This is a genomic window from Rheinheimera soli (assembly GCF_031457405.1).
Classification (GTDB): Bacteria; Pseudomonadota; Gammaproteobacteria; order Enterobacterales; family Alteromonadaceae; genus Pararheinheimera; species Pararheinheimera soli_A.
The window spans coordinates 291,198-306,151 of sequence record NZ_JAVDWR010000003.1 but is presented as its reverse complement, the minus strand read 5'-3'; the positions used below and the strand labels follow the sequence as shown (position 1 = coordinate 306,151).

Genomic DNA, 14,954 nt, shown 5'->3' with positions numbered 1-14,954 from the left:
TTGTGCGATCAGTGACGCAAACCCCCTTTAGCAGAGAGCGTTATTCCTGGAATAGAGTTTCGATATTCAGCCCCTGGTGAGTGACAATTTCACGCAGGCGACGTAATGCCTCCACCTGAATTTGCCGCACTCGTTCACGGGTTAAACCTATCTCTTTACCTACATCTTCCAGCGTAGAGGGTTCATAACCTAATAAGCCAAAACGGCGGGCTAATACTTCGCGCTGTTTAGGATTCAGCTCGTCCAGCCATATCACCAGATGCTGACGAATATCGGCATCCTGTAATTCGGTCTCAGGGCCCAGCTCTTTTTCATCAGCCAATACGTCAAGTAATTGCTTTTCTGAAGATCCTGCAACAGGAGTATCAACTGAAGTTATTTTTTCATTCAGTTTCAACATCTTGCGTACTTCTTCGACAGGCCTGTCCAATGCTGCTGCAATTTCTTCAGGTGTAGGTTCATGGTCCAGTCGCTGTGATAACTCACGGGCAGCCCGCAGGTAAATATTCAGCTCTTTCACTACATGAATAGGCAAACGAATAGTACGGGTTTGATTCATAATGGCCCGCTCTATAGTTTGGCGGATCCACCAGGTGGCGTAAGTTGAAAAACGAAAACCACGTTCAGGATCAAATTTTTCCACAGCCCGAATTAAGCCTAAATTGCCTTCCTCGATCAGATCCAGCAAAGCCAAACCACGGTTGATATAACGGCGGGCAATTTTCACCACTAAACGTAAGTTACTTTCAATCATACGTTTACGGGCAGCTTTGTCGCCCTTGAGCGCAAGACGGGAAAAATACACTTCTTCTTCGGCGGATAATAACGGGGAAAAACCAATTTCACCCAGATAAATCTGAGTAGCGTCCATAGCTCGCGCGCTATCATTGGCGGTAAATACGTCGTCTGGGGTATTGTCTTCTTCCGCAGCTAAAGCGGCTAAATCGGGTTCAGCGTTATCGTCATCGGCTAAACTAACGTCATCCGTCAATTCAGCTTCTTTGAATTCGATTACATCATCTTCATCTTTATGGCCCATTTCCTTCTCCCACTTCTACAAGCTTTGGGTATCACCTGAACTGCCTGGTTTCCTTACCTCTTCGCCCTTCCGGGGTGATATTTTTATTATTGTATTTAATTATTTTAAGTATCGTGTTGGATCAACGGACTTACCACGGAAACGGATTTCAAAGTGCAACCGGACAGAGGGTGCATCTGTGTTGCCCATTTCAGCTATAGTTTGCCCGCTTACAACAGTATCACGCTCTTTCACCAGCAATTTACGGTTATGCGCATAAGCACTTAAGAAGTCGTCATTGTGCCGGATAATCACCAGATTGCCGTAGCCTCTTAATGCGTTACCCGCGTAAACCACTTCACCAGCTGCTGCTGCTTTTATAGGAGTACCTGCTTTCCCCCCTATATCTAACCCTTTGTTTCCATGTTCAGCGTTGGAGAACCCTGCCAATATAGGTCCACGAACTGGCCAGGCCCACCGCACTTTAGAACTGGAAACAGAATTTGTTGCTGAAGTTGCATTTTCCTTTACTGTCTGCTTCTGAACATAACCCGTTTGATTGTTGCGCGCAACCGCTTTGTTAGCAGTTGTTAATTTACTTTGGCTTTGTTTTGCTGTTTCTACAGTACTGGTCGTACTTTTCTGGCTCTTTACCGCCGAAACAGGTCTTTCAGGCGCGGAAGATGATAATGGAATGTTATTAAAATGTATCTTTTGACCAACTAAAATACGGTAAGGTGGCGCAATATTGTTTAATTTTGCCAGTTGCCGGTAGTCCATACCTGCACGAAATGCAATGGAGTATAAGGTATCGCCCGGCTGCACTGTATGCACAGAACCAGACTGACCTTGAGGGTATTTTTTATAATAATTTTTGATGTCATTTAGTGTGGTGACGGGTGCTGGCGATTGCCTTGAGCTACAAGCGCTTAACACCAAAACCAGACAACACAGACTAAAGAGTTTCATCAGTTAGCGATACACCAGATATAAAACACCGCCCAAAGCTACGGTACCCCAGCCCAGCCAGTCCACTATATCGCGCAATTTTTGCTGCATTTTTTCACCACCCCAATACATTAATCCTGCTACCAGAAAAAACCGGCTGGCACGACCCACAAAAGAAGCGATCACAAAAGGAAAAAATGCCATGCTCATCAGGCCGGCACCTACAGTAAATAACTTATAGGGGATAGGTGAAAAACCAGCGATAAACACTACCCACACGCCGTAAGTCGTAAACCAATGTTCTACTTTAGCAAAAGTCTCCTGGTAACCCAGATACTCAACCACAGGCACTACAACGGGTTCATATAACCATAACCCAAGGAAGTAACCACAGATGCCGCCTAGTACTGAAAACAAGCTGGTGACCCAGGCAAAACGCCAGGCTTTCTCTGGCTGGGCTAATGCCATAGGCGCCAGCATCACATCAGGTGGAATAGGAAAAATGACGGATTCAGTAAAACTTAGCCCCGCTAAGTAACGTTCGGCGTGTCGATGTCTGGCCCAGACTAAAGCTTTGTCGTACATCCACTGAAAAATTTTCAACTACATTGTCCTTTTAATCAAGCCAGTTCGCCCGGCACTAATGGCACAAAACGTACCGCCTCGACATCTTTTTGTTCAAACTCATCACCCATACGGGTAAAAACTCTTAATACCTGTTCCTGAGCACCCACTGGGATCACCAGACGGCCACCTTCAGCAAGCTGCTGTAATAAGGCTTGTGGCACCTCATGAGGCGCAGCTGTGACTATGATGCAATCAAAAGGGGCTTTGGTGGCCCAACCCAGCCAGCCATCGCCATGTTTCATCGACACATTATGTAAATCCAGCTGTTGCAGGCGGCGTTTGGCCTGAAACTGCAATGACTTTATCCGCTCAACACTACAAACCTGTGAAAACAAACGAGCAAGCACAGCGGTTTGATAACCAGAGCCAGTACCAATTTCAAGCACCTTCTGACACTGCTGGGATTGCAGTAACAGCTCGGTCATTTTTGCCACTATATAAGGCTGGGATATCGTCTGGCCCTGGCCTATAGGCAAAGCCGTATTTTCATAGGCTTTGTGAGCCAATACAGCCTCGACAAATAAATGTCGTGGAGTTTGTGCAATAGCAGACAAAACCCGACTGTCCTGAATACCATCCTGCTGAAGTTTTTGTGCCAAAACTGCGGCACTACGATGAGTGACTACTGCCATAACTTAACACTCAATTCCATCTAACCAGTCCGTTAATAATTCCATGCTGCGATAGGCTGTCATATCCACGTGCAAAGGTGTGATAGAAGCATAACCCTGAGCTATGGCGTAAAAGTCTGTGCCAGGACCTGCATCAAGCTCCGGTCCTAAGGAGCCATACCAATAAATAGGTCTGCCCCAAGGGTCGTTTGAACTTTGCATAGTTTCAGCTTTATGCCGCCGCCCCAAACGAGTGACCTGAATACCACGAAGTTGATCTAAGGGCACTGCGGGCACATTAATATTTAAAATCTGGTCCGCAGGCAGCGGATGGGATTTTAATTTTTTAATCACCTGTACTGTAACATAAGCTGCAGTCGCAAAATGCTGTTCATCACGCCCGGCTAAAGACACCGCAATAGCAGGCAAACCTAAATGCCGGCCTTCAGTGGCGGCCGCCACTGTGCCTGAATACAGCACATCGTCGCCTAAATTAGCACCGTGGTTGATACCAGCCACTACCAAATCAGGAGCATCGGTCATTAGCTGACTGATGGCTAAATGCACACAGTCTGTGGGGGTGCCATTGACTGCAATAAAACCGTTGTCCAATAGCTGAGTACGCAAAGGATTCAACAGCGTTAGCGAGTTACTGGCACCGCTGCAATTGCGATCAGGTCCTACTGTGGTCACCTCTGCAATTTCTGCCAGGGCTTTGTGCAAAACCTGTATGCCTTTGGCGTAAACGCCATCATCATTACTTAATAAAATCCGCATTGTTCATCCGCCTTCGCCTAAAAATCACTTAATCCAGTGTGGCGTAATTACGTTGTACGTCCTGGTAATTCACCAGCTCCCGTAATACGGAAGTGGCAAAACAACCGGAATAAAGTTTAAAGCTAACTTTTACATTCTGATCTTGTACTTCGGCTTTCAATTCTGCCGGTAACACCCGGATGGAGCGCCGTTCGGCTCTGACATTCAGTTGTGCCAGCTTGTCGACCCAATGTTGCCACAGCTGCAGGCTTTGTTGCTCAAAAGCCAGTGCGTCCGCTGTGATTAATGGCTCACCCAAACCAGGCAAGCCTGCTGTTGGATGAATATCAGCTTCTGACAAACGTTGACGCAGAGTATCATCCACTTCCGGTACTTTGAAAATGGAGCCTGACCCATCCAGTTGTACCACTTCGCCAGTCAAAATCTGATTAAAAGTACCAGCTTTGACCCGTGCATCGACCTGCAGATTAAACAAAAAAGAACGGCTGGCCGACAGCGCTAAGCCACGTATTTTCCGATCTTCAATGCCACCGCCAGAAAACAGCTGTTCGGCTAAAGCTAAATTACCACCCTGAATACCAAAACGTTGTTCGCCGTAATAATTAGGTACACCTTGTTTCACCAGCTCTAAGCGCTGCAATAATGCCGGAATATCGCTGACATCCCGTAAGGTCAGACTAAATTCGTTGTATTTTATCGAGCCTAACTTTAACCGGCGCTGATGGCGGATAGTATCGAGGATTTTAACGCCCTCAATGTTCCATTCCTGCCAGTTCAGCTGTTGCTTGATTGGTACTGGTACACAAAACCACTGACGGGTTACAGCGTGCCTGTCTTTTAAACCTGCATAACTGACCTGACGGGCTTTACAGCCGACTAACTCTGCCAGCAGCTTAGCGACATACTGGGTATTCTGACCAATTTTTTCCACCAGCAACAGCATATGCTCGCCTGCGCCAGTGGGTGTAAAACTGAGCTCCTCAACCACAATAAAGTCATCAGGTTGTACACGCAATAAGGCTGTAGTTTCAGGCTGGCCGTATAAATAACTTAGTTTTGGCAGCTCCACTTTTTTTTGCATCAGGACTTCACCAACAGCACTACAGCTTCTACGGCTATGCCTTCTTTACGACCGACAAAACCCAGTTTTTCAGTGGTGGTGGCTTTGACATTGACCTGCGATAAACCACAAACTAAATCTTCCGCAATACAGGCACGCATTGAATAGACATAAGGAGCCATTTTTGGCGCCTGCGCCATAATAGTCACATCCAGATTGCCGACTTCGTAACCCAAAGCTTTGACATCAGCAAAGACTTTGCGCAATAAAATACGGCTGTCTATGTCTTTAAAGGCTGCGTCTGTGTCAGGGAAATGATGGCCTATATCACCTAAGGCCATGGCGCCTAATAACGCATCTGATACGGCATGCAGCACTACATCACCGTCAGAGTGCGCCAGCAAACCTTGCTGATAAGGGATTTTTACGCCCCCCAAAGTAACAGGGCCTTCGCCACCAAAAGCGTGCACGTCAAAACCGTGGCCAATACGAAACGGCATCATACAGAATGCTCCAGATAAAAAGCGGCCAAAGCTAAATCTTCAGCCTGAGTAATTTTGATATTGTCAGCATGCCCCTGCACTAGAAGCACAGGCAGTCCAGCCCATTCCATAGCGCTGGCTTCATCAGTGATAGCCACAGCCTGAGCTAAAGCCTGCTGCAGTGCATCCCTGAGTAAAGCGGTGGGAAATAATTGAGGGGTATAAGCATGCCATAAACCGGTTCGATCTACAGTGTGCTCTACAGTCTGCTCTGCAGTGTCAGAGGCTCGTTTCATCGTATCCCGCACCGGCGTAGCTAAAATGCCACCCTGACCAGCTTCGATACAGCTATCAATTAAAAGTTCGATATCGCTGACCCGCACCACAGGACGGGCAGCGTCATGTACCAGCACCCAGGGATAGGCTTTGGCATCAATTTGAAGTAAAGCATTAAGCACTGAATTAGCGCGCTCCGCACCACCTTCCACTCGTTGGATCTGTGGGTCAGCAGCTACAGATAATTCAGGAAAATAAGGATCGTCCGGGCTTAACGCCAGAAAAAATTGTTGCAGCGCAGGAACTTGTTTCAGCCGATGCAGAGTTTGCTCCAGCACAGTCAGACCACAAAGCGGCAAGTACTGTTTGGGCTTATCCGCCTTCATTCGTTTGCCAACACCAGCGGCCGGGATCACAGTCGCAATAGCAGGAACAGCGGTCATTTTTTATCCAGAGGGGTAATGATCCGGAAAAATACTTCGTCATGTCGGATCAAACCCAATTCATTGCGGGCTCGCTCTTCAATAGCATCCAAACCTATTTGCAGATCGGTGACGTCCGCTTTGAGTAATTTATTACGTTTGGTCAGTACTTCATTTTGTTGTTCCATTTTAGCCAATTCAGTTTTATGTGCCCAATACTCCATCACGCTGTGCTGGCCAAGCCATAAGCGGTATTGAAGTGCTGCAAGCAGCGTAAGTAGCAATAAAACTAACAGGCGCATAACGAACCAAAAAATAAAGAGATAAAGGTATTATGAAGCTTATCGGCCAGACTGGAAAGCCCTAATAAAGCCGAAAACAAAGGCTTGCTGTGGAAAAATGCGGCTTAAGGTTGAAAAGGCTTAGCAAAGTTCTGCCAATTCAGCCGGCTGGCCAGCAATAACTCTCTTAAACTCAGCACTCGTGGTATTTTGCGCTCGCTGTTGAGCCACTGATGACCACAACAAGCAGCTGTCATTAAGCTTTTGGTTGGCTTAAGCAGGAATTTATCGCTGTTTTCGTCGGTGAGTGGCGTGCCATTAAAACTAAACCAGCCATGTTCGTTGCAGTGCAGTCGTTGTCCAGCCAGATCAATTTCATCCACTGAATCCAGCCAAACTGTCTCCAGAGACTGCTGATTCTGATACACAGGCACTATCAAAGCCAATTTTTTGTGTTTTAAATAAAACTGCTCAATTTGTTCAATACCCTGCTCTTTGGCCGGACACTGTGGGCTCTGACGTCCCATCCAACTGGCATTCTGGCTATCAATTTCAAGTGGGGATTTATGTGACAAAATACTGCTGGCAGCGCGACGGATATAAAAAGGTAAACTGGCTAAACGTTTTTGCAGACTGGCGAAAAATTCGGGCGGCATTTTGGCATAACGCATTAATTCCCGTTCATACAAAGCATTACAAAGCTCTGTATAATTCAGGTCCTGCGCCGGGCCATGCCACAGCTGATGTTGATCGGCTGAATGTTTTTTCATCCGTTGATGGTAATCAAGGGAGTAAAACCAATCAAGGGGTCAGTTGACCCCTTGTTCAGTTTATCTGACCTGGCTTACGCCTGGCCTTTAATTTCTACACGGCCACGGTACGGAGCCTTAGCGCCTAATTCCTGCTCTATACGCAGTAACTGGTTGTACTTAGACACGCGGTCTGAGCGGCATAAAGAACCTGTTTTGATTTGACCAGCAGCTGTACCTACAGCTAAGTCAGCAATAAAGGAATCTTCAGTTTCGCCTGAACGGTGTGAAATAACTGCTGTGAAACCTGCATCTTTCGCCATTTTAATAGCGGCTAAGGTTTCAGTTAAGCTACCGATTTGGTTAAATTTGATCAGGATAGAGTTACCAATGCCCTGCTCAATACCACGGGTCAGAATCTTCGTGTTGGTGACGAATAAATCGTCGCCCACCAGCTGGATTTTATCGCCCATTTTATTGGTCATGTCTTTCCAGCCATCCCAATCAGACTCGTCTAAACCGTCTTCAATAGAAATGATAGGGAAACGTGTGGCTAAACCAGCCAGGAAGTCGTTGAATTCATAAGAAGTGAATTCTTTGCCTTCGCCAGACAGCTTGTATTTGCCATCGACATAAAATTCAGATGCTGCGCAGTCTAAAGCTAAAGTGATGTCTTTGTTCAGCTCGTAACCTGCTGAAGCCACAGCTTTAGAAATCACAGTTAAAGCTTCTTCGTTTGATTTCAGATCAGGAGCAAAACCACCTTCATCACCTACAGCTGTATTTAAGCCCTGGCTGTGCAGTTCTTTTTTCAGTTGGTGGAAAATCTCAGCACCCATACGCAGAGCTTCAGCGAAAGTTTTAGCGCCAACAGGCTGCACCATAAACTCCTGAATATCGACGTTGTTATCCGCATGCTCACCACCGTTGATGATGTTCATCATAGGTACTGGCATGGAGTACACACCTGGTGTGCCGTTTAAGTCGGCAATGTGCTGATACAGTGGGATTTTTTTGTCAGCAGCAGCTGCGCGGGCTACAGCTAAAGACACAGCCAGAATAGCGTTAGCGCCTAATTTAGATTTAGACTCAGTGCCGTCCAGATCGATCATGATCTGATCCACTTCTGCTTGCTGATAGGCATTTTTGCCGACTAAAGCGGCTTTGATTGGGCCATCGATATTGGCCACTGCAGTACGTACGCCTTTACCTAAATAACGGCTTTTGTCACCATCACGCAGTTCTAAAGCTTCACGGGTACCGGTAGAAGCACCTGATGGCGCGCAACCACGACCCATAGCACCACTGGCCAGGAAAACGTCGGCTTCTACTGTTGGGTTACCGCGTGAATCCATGATTTCACGGGCGATGATATTGACGATCTCAGACATGTAAATCCCCTTCTGTTTGTCGCATAAAAAAGCCGGACTGATAGCCCGGCTGCAACTGGTTAAACGAGTTGCTGTTTCTGATATTTATAAGCGGCGGCCACGAAGCCCTGGAATAACGGATGTCCGTCACGTGGTGTTGAGTTAAATTCCGGATGGAACTGACCCGCCACAAACCATGGGTGTGTAGGTATTTCAATCATTTCAACCAGCTGGTTGTCCGCCGACAAACCAGAGATCTTTAAGCCAGCCTCTTCGAGCTGAGCAACAAAGTTGTTGTTCACTTCGTATCTGTGGCGGTGACGTTCGGCGACGATGTCCTTGCCATAGATCTCGCGGGCTTTTGTATTGGCTTTGAGGTTACAGTTTTGACTGCCCAGACGCATAGTGCCGCCCATATCAGACTTGTCAGTCCGTTGTTCGACTTTACCATCTGAGTCCAGCCATTCTGTGATGAGACCCACCACAGGGTAAGGCGTGTTCTTATTAAATTCGGTCGAGTGCGCGTCTTTCATAGCAGCGACATTGCGGGCATATTCAATCAGCGCCACTTGCATACCTAAACAAATGCCGAGGTAAGGCACTTTGTTTTCACGGGCATAACGGGCGGCCATAATTTTGCCTTCCACGCCACGCTCACCAAAACCACCTGGTACCAGGATCGCATCCACAGTAGAGAGAATATCTGTGCCTTTGCTTTCTACGTCCTGTGAGTCGATGTATTTGATATGCACAGTTAAACGGTTTTTTAAACCTGCATGGTTTAAGGCTTCGTTCACTGATTTGTAAGCGTCCGGCAGCTCAACATATTTGCCTACCATACCCACAGTGATTTCACCTGTAGGGTTGGACTCCTGATACAGCACCTGTTCCCATTCGGTCAGATCTGCTTCAGGGCAAGTAATATGGAAACGACGTACCACTAATTCATCCAGACCCTGTGATTTTAACAGCGCAGGAATTTGATAAATGCTGGATACATCTTTTAACGAAATAACAGCACGTTCTTCCACGTTGGTGAAGAGTGCAATCTTGGCGCGTTCGTTCGATGGTATAGCACGGTCAGAACGACAGACCAGAATATCCGGCTGAATACCAATAGAACGCAGCTCTTTGACAGAATGCTGAGTAGGTTTGGTTTTGATTTCACCGGCAGTGCCCAGGTACGGCACCAACGTCAGGTGCATATACATGGCGCGTTCGCGGCCAAGTTCAGTACCTAACTGACGAATAGCTTCCAAAAATGGTAAGGATTCGATATCGCCTACAGTGCCACCAATTTCAACGATAGCAATGTCATAACCTTCAGCACCAGCAATCACACGACTTTTGATTTCGTTGGTGATATGAGGAATAACCTGAATAGTGGCACCTAAATAATCACCACGGCGCTCACGACGTAATACGTCTGAGTAAATACGGCCTTGGGTGAAGTTATTACGTTTGGTCATTTTAGTGCGAATAAACCGCTCATAGTGACCTAAATCGAGGTCGGTTTCTGCGCCGTCTTCTGTGACGTACACTTCACCGTGCTGAATTGGGCTCATGGTGCCCGGATCCAGGTTGATGTACGGATCCAGTTTAAGGATGGTCACTTTCAGGCCACGGGCTTCTAAAATAGCTGCTAACGATGCAGCAGCAATGCCTTTACCTAAGGATGAGACAACCCCACCCGTCACGAAGATGTATCTTGTAGTCATGAGACCCCTGAGACGCCATTGGCAATAAAGAATTTACGAACTTAGGACGGGGGAAAATTATAACAAAGGGCGGCTGACTGCTCAATCAAAAGGCTGGATAAAAAAATAATAAATCTGCAAAGCACTGGAATGAGTTCAGGTTTGGGCTTAAAACAGAAGAATTGCTTAATTCCCCCCTGTTTACAATAGACACATGGATAACACTAAAAATATTTATCCTGAAGCTGTTTCACAAATTTTGCTTCGGAAAGGTTAGCTTGAGTAGTCACGTCAAGAGCTTCTTGCAGATAAGCTTTAGCATTAAGTCGATCTTCTGGCTTCCCCCTAACCATCCATAATTTAGCGATTTTAGCTTTGCTTAACGCTAAATAAATACTATCTCCTAGTTTTTCAAATGCAGGAACACAAGTATCTAAATATATATGCAGCGCTTCACTTAACTCGCCACGAGCAGCCAGAATATCTGCGACTTTACTTTGTACTATTACAAATTCTCTAGAATCCCCCAGTTCTTTAAATGCTGGAAGTTCTTTTTCAATGCGAATAGATAATTCCGCTTCATAATTTTTTTGCATATGTAAAATATCGGCAACGCGGCCATAAGCAAGAGCAACATCTCGTGCATCACCAAATTGCTGGAAACCAGGGATACTGTCATTCGACAAAATATCTAAAGCAGTATCTATTTTACCAAGTGCTATATAAGCATCAGCAATTTTGAGCTGAGTCATCGCAACTCCACGTTTATCACCAAGCTTCTGATGAACTGGCAATTCAAGCTTCAACCTTATATCTAAGGCCTCATTTAAATCTCCACGAGATTCTTTAATATCAGCGATGCAACTGTATGTAACAGCTATAGAATGAACATCATCCAGTTTGGTGAACAACGGCAAACATTGAGACTCATAAACGGATAAAGCATCATCTAAGTATCCCATTTGATGATACAGACACCCCATCTCCAATGCCAAAGGTGCTGCTATTTCAGGCTCAGTATTTTCATATTGAGCCAACCAGCTTCGAAGCTCGGCTATACGGGCAGCTGCCTTAGCTTTGCTTAAGTTCAGCCTGCTCACATGATCAAAGTTAGGCTGAGGTGGGCTTAGCCCAACCTCATGCTCAGCGCTAAATGTATAAACCCCGCTGCGCCATGCCCACCAATCCGGTGCCTGGTTAATCATTTGGTTGATTGCCGTTTCATCCAGCCATAACACTAATTTGCAGTTTACTGACTGGGCAATATTTTCCCGCAGCAAATTAAATTCTTGCCAGCGTTTTCCATCAGGAACAACGTTAAACCATGCTGCTGCCTGTGTTAGCTGAATTAACTGGTGTGACACAGCTAACTGTTGCAGCCGTTGTTGCAGTTCAAATACATCGGGGATATCAGCACTAAGTGACAGCTGGTTCTCTGCAAAACCAGCCTTTTGACAGACTGCACTTAAAAGCTTTTGTAATTGTTGTTGTAACAATTGGTCGCGACAATCAACCAGCAGCAATTGAAAATCAGGACCATACACTACTTTTTTGCACAAACGACTGAAGCTTTCAAAATGAGCAGGAGTTAAAACGCTGGCACTTTCAAGTACCAATTGATCCACTGCAAATTTTTGCGAAGTCATAATTTAGCCAGCCGACGCTGCGGTATAACCATCCAGCAAACGTACTACAGGATGACTGCGACGCCAGCTGCCGTCGTTGTATTCCATCAATGCCAGTTTATACAACAGATTTTGAATTTGAGTACTAGTGCCTTGATGGCTGTTTTCTGCATCTATTTGCACCAGCAATTGATAATCTTCTGCCGTTAAAAAGCGCCGATAATCAGAAGCCAACTGGTAAGTGGCTTTTTTAAGGTCGTCCATACCAATACGTTCATCGGCAAATTCACAGCACAGCTGTAATAGCCGCAACATTTCACGGGGATGGCCGCCGCTTTTTTTTACTAATTCAGCAATCACTGCTTCATCGGTAAATAAGGAAGGGTCCACACGGCGTATCAGTAGCTCCCTCATTACGCTCAGACCTAAATTACAATCGCTATTGTCGCGCTCCTGCAATTTAATCATAGGCAACACAATATCCTGCAATTTGCCGACTAAATTGCCCTGATATTTTAAGTACAAAGGCGCTGTGTAAATGACAAAAGTCTCAATAGCCAATAGTTGCTCAGCGTCCTGCACAAAAAACCGTTCTGTATCTTCGCTGCGCATTTTATCTGTGCCATCAAGCAAAAATACAATACGCTCAGCACGGCCTTGTTGTTTTAACGCTTGCTCAGCCTCACGCAACAAATGGTTAAATGCATCCGCCAATTGACTGAATCTGTTGCGAACTTCTTCACGCCAGGCAGTTTTGCGATTTGAGCCGGTTTTTGCCGTACTGGTAATTTTACTTAAGAGTTTAAATAAACCAGGTAAACCTGCCTGAACAGAGACTTCACCGCTAATACTGGCGGAAAGCTCGTGAGCTTCCTCTTTGCGGTGTTTTATCTGGCTAAACCACTCAATCACGGGTCTCAGTGCTTCGTCAGTGACAGTGTAGCCATCCGATGTGAGCTGCTCAGCCAGACGTTCGGCCATTGCCAGCATAGTTTCGCTGTACTGCAGGTTATTGCGGTCAAGCTTACTCATCACATCGACTTCAACTACGTAGTATTTTTTAGTCTCATTTAACTGACTGGCGTACTGACGTAACTCGGTGGTTTTACCACTGCCTACATGACCAAAAAGCAACAAATGTACATTAGCCGGAGGCATAAAAACTTTGGATGCAGGGTTAAAACCAAATTTTTTGGCTAATCTCTGATAGGTCTGCTGACTACCCCGGGCTTCCTGAGTTTCCACATAACGTGGATCATCTGCGGTTAATGCCTCTTCATATTGAATTTGCTGCATTACTTCCATCAGATCTTTAGGTGCTTGATAAGTCATGTTCAGTGTTAAACCCTGGTTGATATAAGCAGATAGTAACCTGCCCACTGCGATAGCTCAAGAAACGGCTCGGGACAGCAAGTTAAAACGCTAAGAAATGACAAAGGGCTGTATCAGACAGCCCTTTGTTTAGTTACCAAAGCATTACACTTATGAACCGTGTTTATCTGTATGACGCATATGCGGGAACAGGATCACGTCGCGGATGCTTGGCGCGTCAGCCAGTAACATCACCAGACGGTCGATACCAATACCCTGACCTGCTGTTGGTGGTAAACCATGTTCAAGTGCTGTGACGAAATCTTCGTCGTAAAACATGGCTTCATCATCACCGGCTTCTTTTTGCGCAACCTGTTCACGGAAACGTTCAGCCTGATCTTCGGCGTCGTTTAATTCGCTGAAACCATTGCCTAATTCACGACCACCGATAAAGAACTCAAAACGGTCAGTGATTTCCGGATTGTGGTCGTTACGACGGGCCAGCGGAGAAATCTCTGCCGGGTATTCAGTGATAAAAGTAGGTTGTTGCAGCTTGGTTTCGACCAGCTCATCAAAAACTTCCATCAGAATACGGCCATGGCCATAGTTGGCTTTGACTTCAATACCTAACGACTTAGCCAATTCAGCTACCGCTTCACGGGTCGTTAACTGCTCGATTTTCAGTTCAGGGTTGTAGTGCAGAATAGATTCAGTCACCGACATACGGGCAAAAGGTTTACCAAAGTCAAACAGGTTGCCTTGATAAGGAACTTCAGTAGTACCCAGCACAGACTGCGCCAAACCACGGAATAACTCTTCAGTGATATCCATTAAATCGTTGTAATCGGCATAAGCCCAGTAGAATTCCAGCATAGTGAATTCCGGGTTATGACGGGTGGAAACGCCTTCGTTACGGAAGTTACGGTTCAGCTCAAATACTTTTTCAAAACCACCGACCACTAAACGCTTTAAATACAGCTCTGGTGCAATACGCAGGAACATTTGCATATCCAGCGCATTGTGGTGAGTCTCGAACGGACGAGCCGAAGCACCACCTGGAATGCTTTGCAGCATTGGGGTTTCTACTTCTAAAAAGCCTTTGCTGTTAAAAAACTGACGGATATAAGCCACAGTTTTTGAACGGATTAAAAAGGTTTTGCGTGACTGATCGTTCACAATCAAATCTAAATAACGCTGACGGTAACAAGCTTCCTGATCGGTTAAACCGTGGAATTTATCCGGCAAAGGACGCAGCGCTTTGGTCAGCAAACGGATGTCGTCTAACCATACGGTCAGCTCACCGGTCTGAGTTTTAAACAACACGCCGCTACCGCCAACTATGTCACCTAAATCCCACTTTTTAAAACCTTCGTTGTAGACATTTTCTGCCAGACTATCGCGTGCTACATACAACTGCAGCTTGCCGCCCACGTCCTGAATAGTAGTAAAGCTAGCTTTACCCATAATGCGGCGCAGCATCATACGGCCAGCCACAGTAACCCGGACTTTTTTCTCTTCCAGCTCTTCTTTGCTCAGATGCTCGTACTGAGCATGGATCTGATCCGAAGTGGCATCACGGCGAAAGTCATTTGGAAAAGGGTTACCCAGTTCACGTAAGCCAGCCAGCTTATGTTTACGCTCAGCAATCAGTTTATTAACGTCCTGATGTTCTTCAATTGGATTGTTCTGTTCAGACATAG

Annotated in this window: 15 protein-coding genes; all 15 read right to left on the bottom strand. The window is 46.0% G+C overall.

All coding sequences use genetic code 11. The features are described from left to right. Window positions 1-40 precede the first annotated feature (40 nt). Entirely contained in the window at window positions 41-1,039 is a 999-nt protein-coding gene (gene rpoS / locus J2W69_RS07835) for an RNA polymerase sigma factor RpoS (protein WP_310276335.1), read from the bottom strand. Between the two features lie 99 nt (window positions 1,040-1,138). Further along, window positions 1,139-1,987, bottom strand: coding sequence for a peptidoglycan DD-metalloendopeptidase family protein (locus tag J2W69_RS07830; RefSeq protein ID WP_310276332.1), 849 nt, complete (start codon window positions 1,985-1,987; stop codon window positions 1,139-1,141). A gap of 3 nt (window positions 1,988-1,990) precedes the next feature. Beyond that, window positions 1,991-2,569, bottom strand: a complete 579-nt coding sequence (locus tag J2W69_RS07825) for a YqaA family protein (protein ID WP_310276329.1) — start codon at window positions 2,567-2,569, stop codon at window positions 1,991-1,993. 17 nt (window positions 2,570-2,586) lie between these two features. Then, on the bottom strand, window positions 2,587-3,225 hold the full coding sequence (locus J2W69_RS07820) for a protein-L-isoaspartate(D-aspartate) O-methyltransferase (protein ID WP_310276327.1): 639 nt from the start codon (window positions 3,223-3,225) through the stop codon (window positions 2,587-2,589). Between the two features lie 3 nt (window positions 3,226-3,228). Beyond that, window positions 3,229-3,981 (bottom strand): 5'/3'-nucleotidase SurE, encoded by a 753-nt coding sequence (gene surE, locus J2W69_RS07815; protein WP_310276324.1) that lies wholly within the window; start codon window positions 3,979-3,981, stop codon window positions 3,229-3,231. 28 nt (window positions 3,982-4,009) lie between these two features. After that, complete coding sequence (gene truD / locus J2W69_RS07810; RefSeq protein ID WP_310276322.1) at window positions 4,010-5,062, bottom strand: tRNA pseudouridine(13) synthase TruD; 1,053 nt, start codon at window positions 5,060-5,062, stop codon at window positions 4,010-4,012. After that, entirely contained in the window at window positions 5,062-5,544 is a 483-nt protein-coding gene (gene ispF / locus J2W69_RS07805; protein WP_310276320.1) for a 2-C-methyl-D-erythritol 2,4-cyclodiphosphate synthase, read from the bottom strand. Before ispF ends, truD begins: the two co-directional genes overlap by 1 nt. After that, window positions 5,541-6,242, bottom strand: a complete 702-nt coding sequence (gene ispD / locus J2W69_RS07800; RefSeq protein WP_310276316.1) for a 2-C-methyl-D-erythritol 4-phosphate cytidylyltransferase — start codon at window positions 6,240-6,242, stop codon at window positions 5,541-5,543. Before ispD ends, ispF begins: the two co-directional genes overlap by 4 nt. Further along, entirely contained in the window at window positions 6,239-6,523 is a 285-nt protein-coding gene (ftsB, locus tag J2W69_RS07795; protein ID WP_008898114.1) for a cell division protein FtsB, read from the bottom strand. Before ftsB ends, ispD begins: the two co-directional genes overlap by 4 nt. Before the next feature lie 104 nt (window positions 6,524-6,627). Next, entirely contained in the window at window positions 6,628-7,272 is a 645-nt protein-coding gene (locus tag J2W69_RS07790) for a hypothetical protein (protein WP_310276311.1), read from the bottom strand. Between the two features lie 74 nt (window positions 7,273-7,346). Continuing rightward, window positions 7,347-8,642 (bottom strand): phosphopyruvate hydratase, encoded by a 1,296-nt coding sequence (gene eno, locus J2W69_RS07785; RefSeq protein ID WP_310276308.1) that lies wholly within the window; start codon window positions 8,640-8,642, stop codon window positions 7,347-7,349. A gap of 59 nt (window positions 8,643-8,701) precedes the next feature. Beyond that, entirely contained in the window at window positions 8,702-10,339 is a 1,638-nt protein-coding gene (locus J2W69_RS07780) for a CTP synthase (protein WP_310276305.1), read from the bottom strand. 203 nt (window positions 10,340-10,542) lie between these two features. After that, window positions 10,543-11,964, bottom strand: a complete 1,422-nt coding sequence (locus tag J2W69_RS07775) for a tetratricopeptide repeat protein (RefSeq protein ID WP_310276302.1) — start codon at window positions 11,962-11,964, stop codon at window positions 10,543-10,545. Between the two features lie 3 nt (window positions 11,965-11,967). Continuing rightward, entirely contained in the window at window positions 11,968-13,275 is a 1,308-nt protein-coding gene (locus J2W69_RS07770) for a P-loop NTPase family protein (protein WP_310276299.1), read from the bottom strand. Window positions 13,276-13,425: 150 nt separating this feature from the next. Next, on the bottom strand, window positions 13,426-14,952 hold the full coding sequence (gene lysS / locus J2W69_RS07765) for a lysine--tRNA ligase (protein WP_310276296.1): 1,527 nt from the start codon (window positions 14,950-14,952) through the stop codon (window positions 13,426-13,428). Window positions 14,953-14,954 lie beyond the last annotated feature (2 nt).

Coding starts and splice junctions, on each gene's coding strand:
- rpoS (WP_310276335.1), bottom strand. CDS start 1,039: ATGGGCCATAAAGATGAAGATGATGTAATCGAATTCAAAGAAGCTGAA.
- J2W69_RS07830 (WP_310276332.1), bottom strand. CDS start 1,987: ATGAAACTCTTTAGTCTGTGTTGTCTGGTTTTGGTGTTAAGCGCTTGT.
- J2W69_RS07820 (WP_310276327.1), bottom strand. CDS start 3,225: ATGGCAGTAGTCACTCATCGTAGTGCCGCAGTTTTGGCACAAAAACTT.
- surE (WP_310276324.1), bottom strand. CDS start 3,981: ATGCGGATTTTATTAAGTAATGATGATGGCGTTTACGCCAAAGGCATA.
- truD (WP_310276322.1), bottom strand. CDS start 5,062: ATGCAAAAAAAAGTGGAGCTGCCAAAACTAAGTTATTTATACGGCCAG.
- ispF (WP_310276320.1), bottom strand. CDS start 5,544: ATGATGCCGTTTCGTATTGGCCACGGTTTTGACGTGCACGCTTTTGGT.
- ispD (WP_310276316.1), bottom strand. CDS start 6,242: ATGACCGCTGTTCCTGCTATTGCGACTGTGATCCCGGCCGCTGGTGTT.
- ftsB (WP_008898114.1), bottom strand. CDS start 6,523: ATGCGCCTGTTAGTTTTATTGCTACTTACGCTGCTTGCAGCACTTCAA.
- J2W69_RS07790 (WP_310276311.1), bottom strand. CDS start 7,272: ATGAAAAAACATTCAGCCGATCAACATCAGCTGTGGCATGGCCCGGCG.
- eno (WP_310276308.1), bottom strand. CDS start 8,642: ATGTCTGAGATCGTCAATATCATCGCCCGTGAAATCATGGATTCACGC.
- J2W69_RS07780 (WP_310276305.1), bottom strand. CDS start 10,339: ATGACTACAAGATACATCTTCGTGACGGGTGGGGTTGTCTCATCCTTA.
- J2W69_RS07775 (WP_310276302.1), bottom strand. CDS start 11,964: ATGACTTCGCAAAAATTTGCAGTGGATCAATTGGTACTTGAAAGTGCC.
- J2W69_RS07770 (WP_310276299.1), bottom strand. CDS start 13,275: ATGACTTATCAAGCACCTAAAGATCTGATGGAAGTAATGCAGCAAATT.
- lysS (WP_310276296.1), bottom strand. CDS start 14,952: ATGTCTGAACAGAACAATCCAATTGAAGAACATCAGGACGTTAATAAA.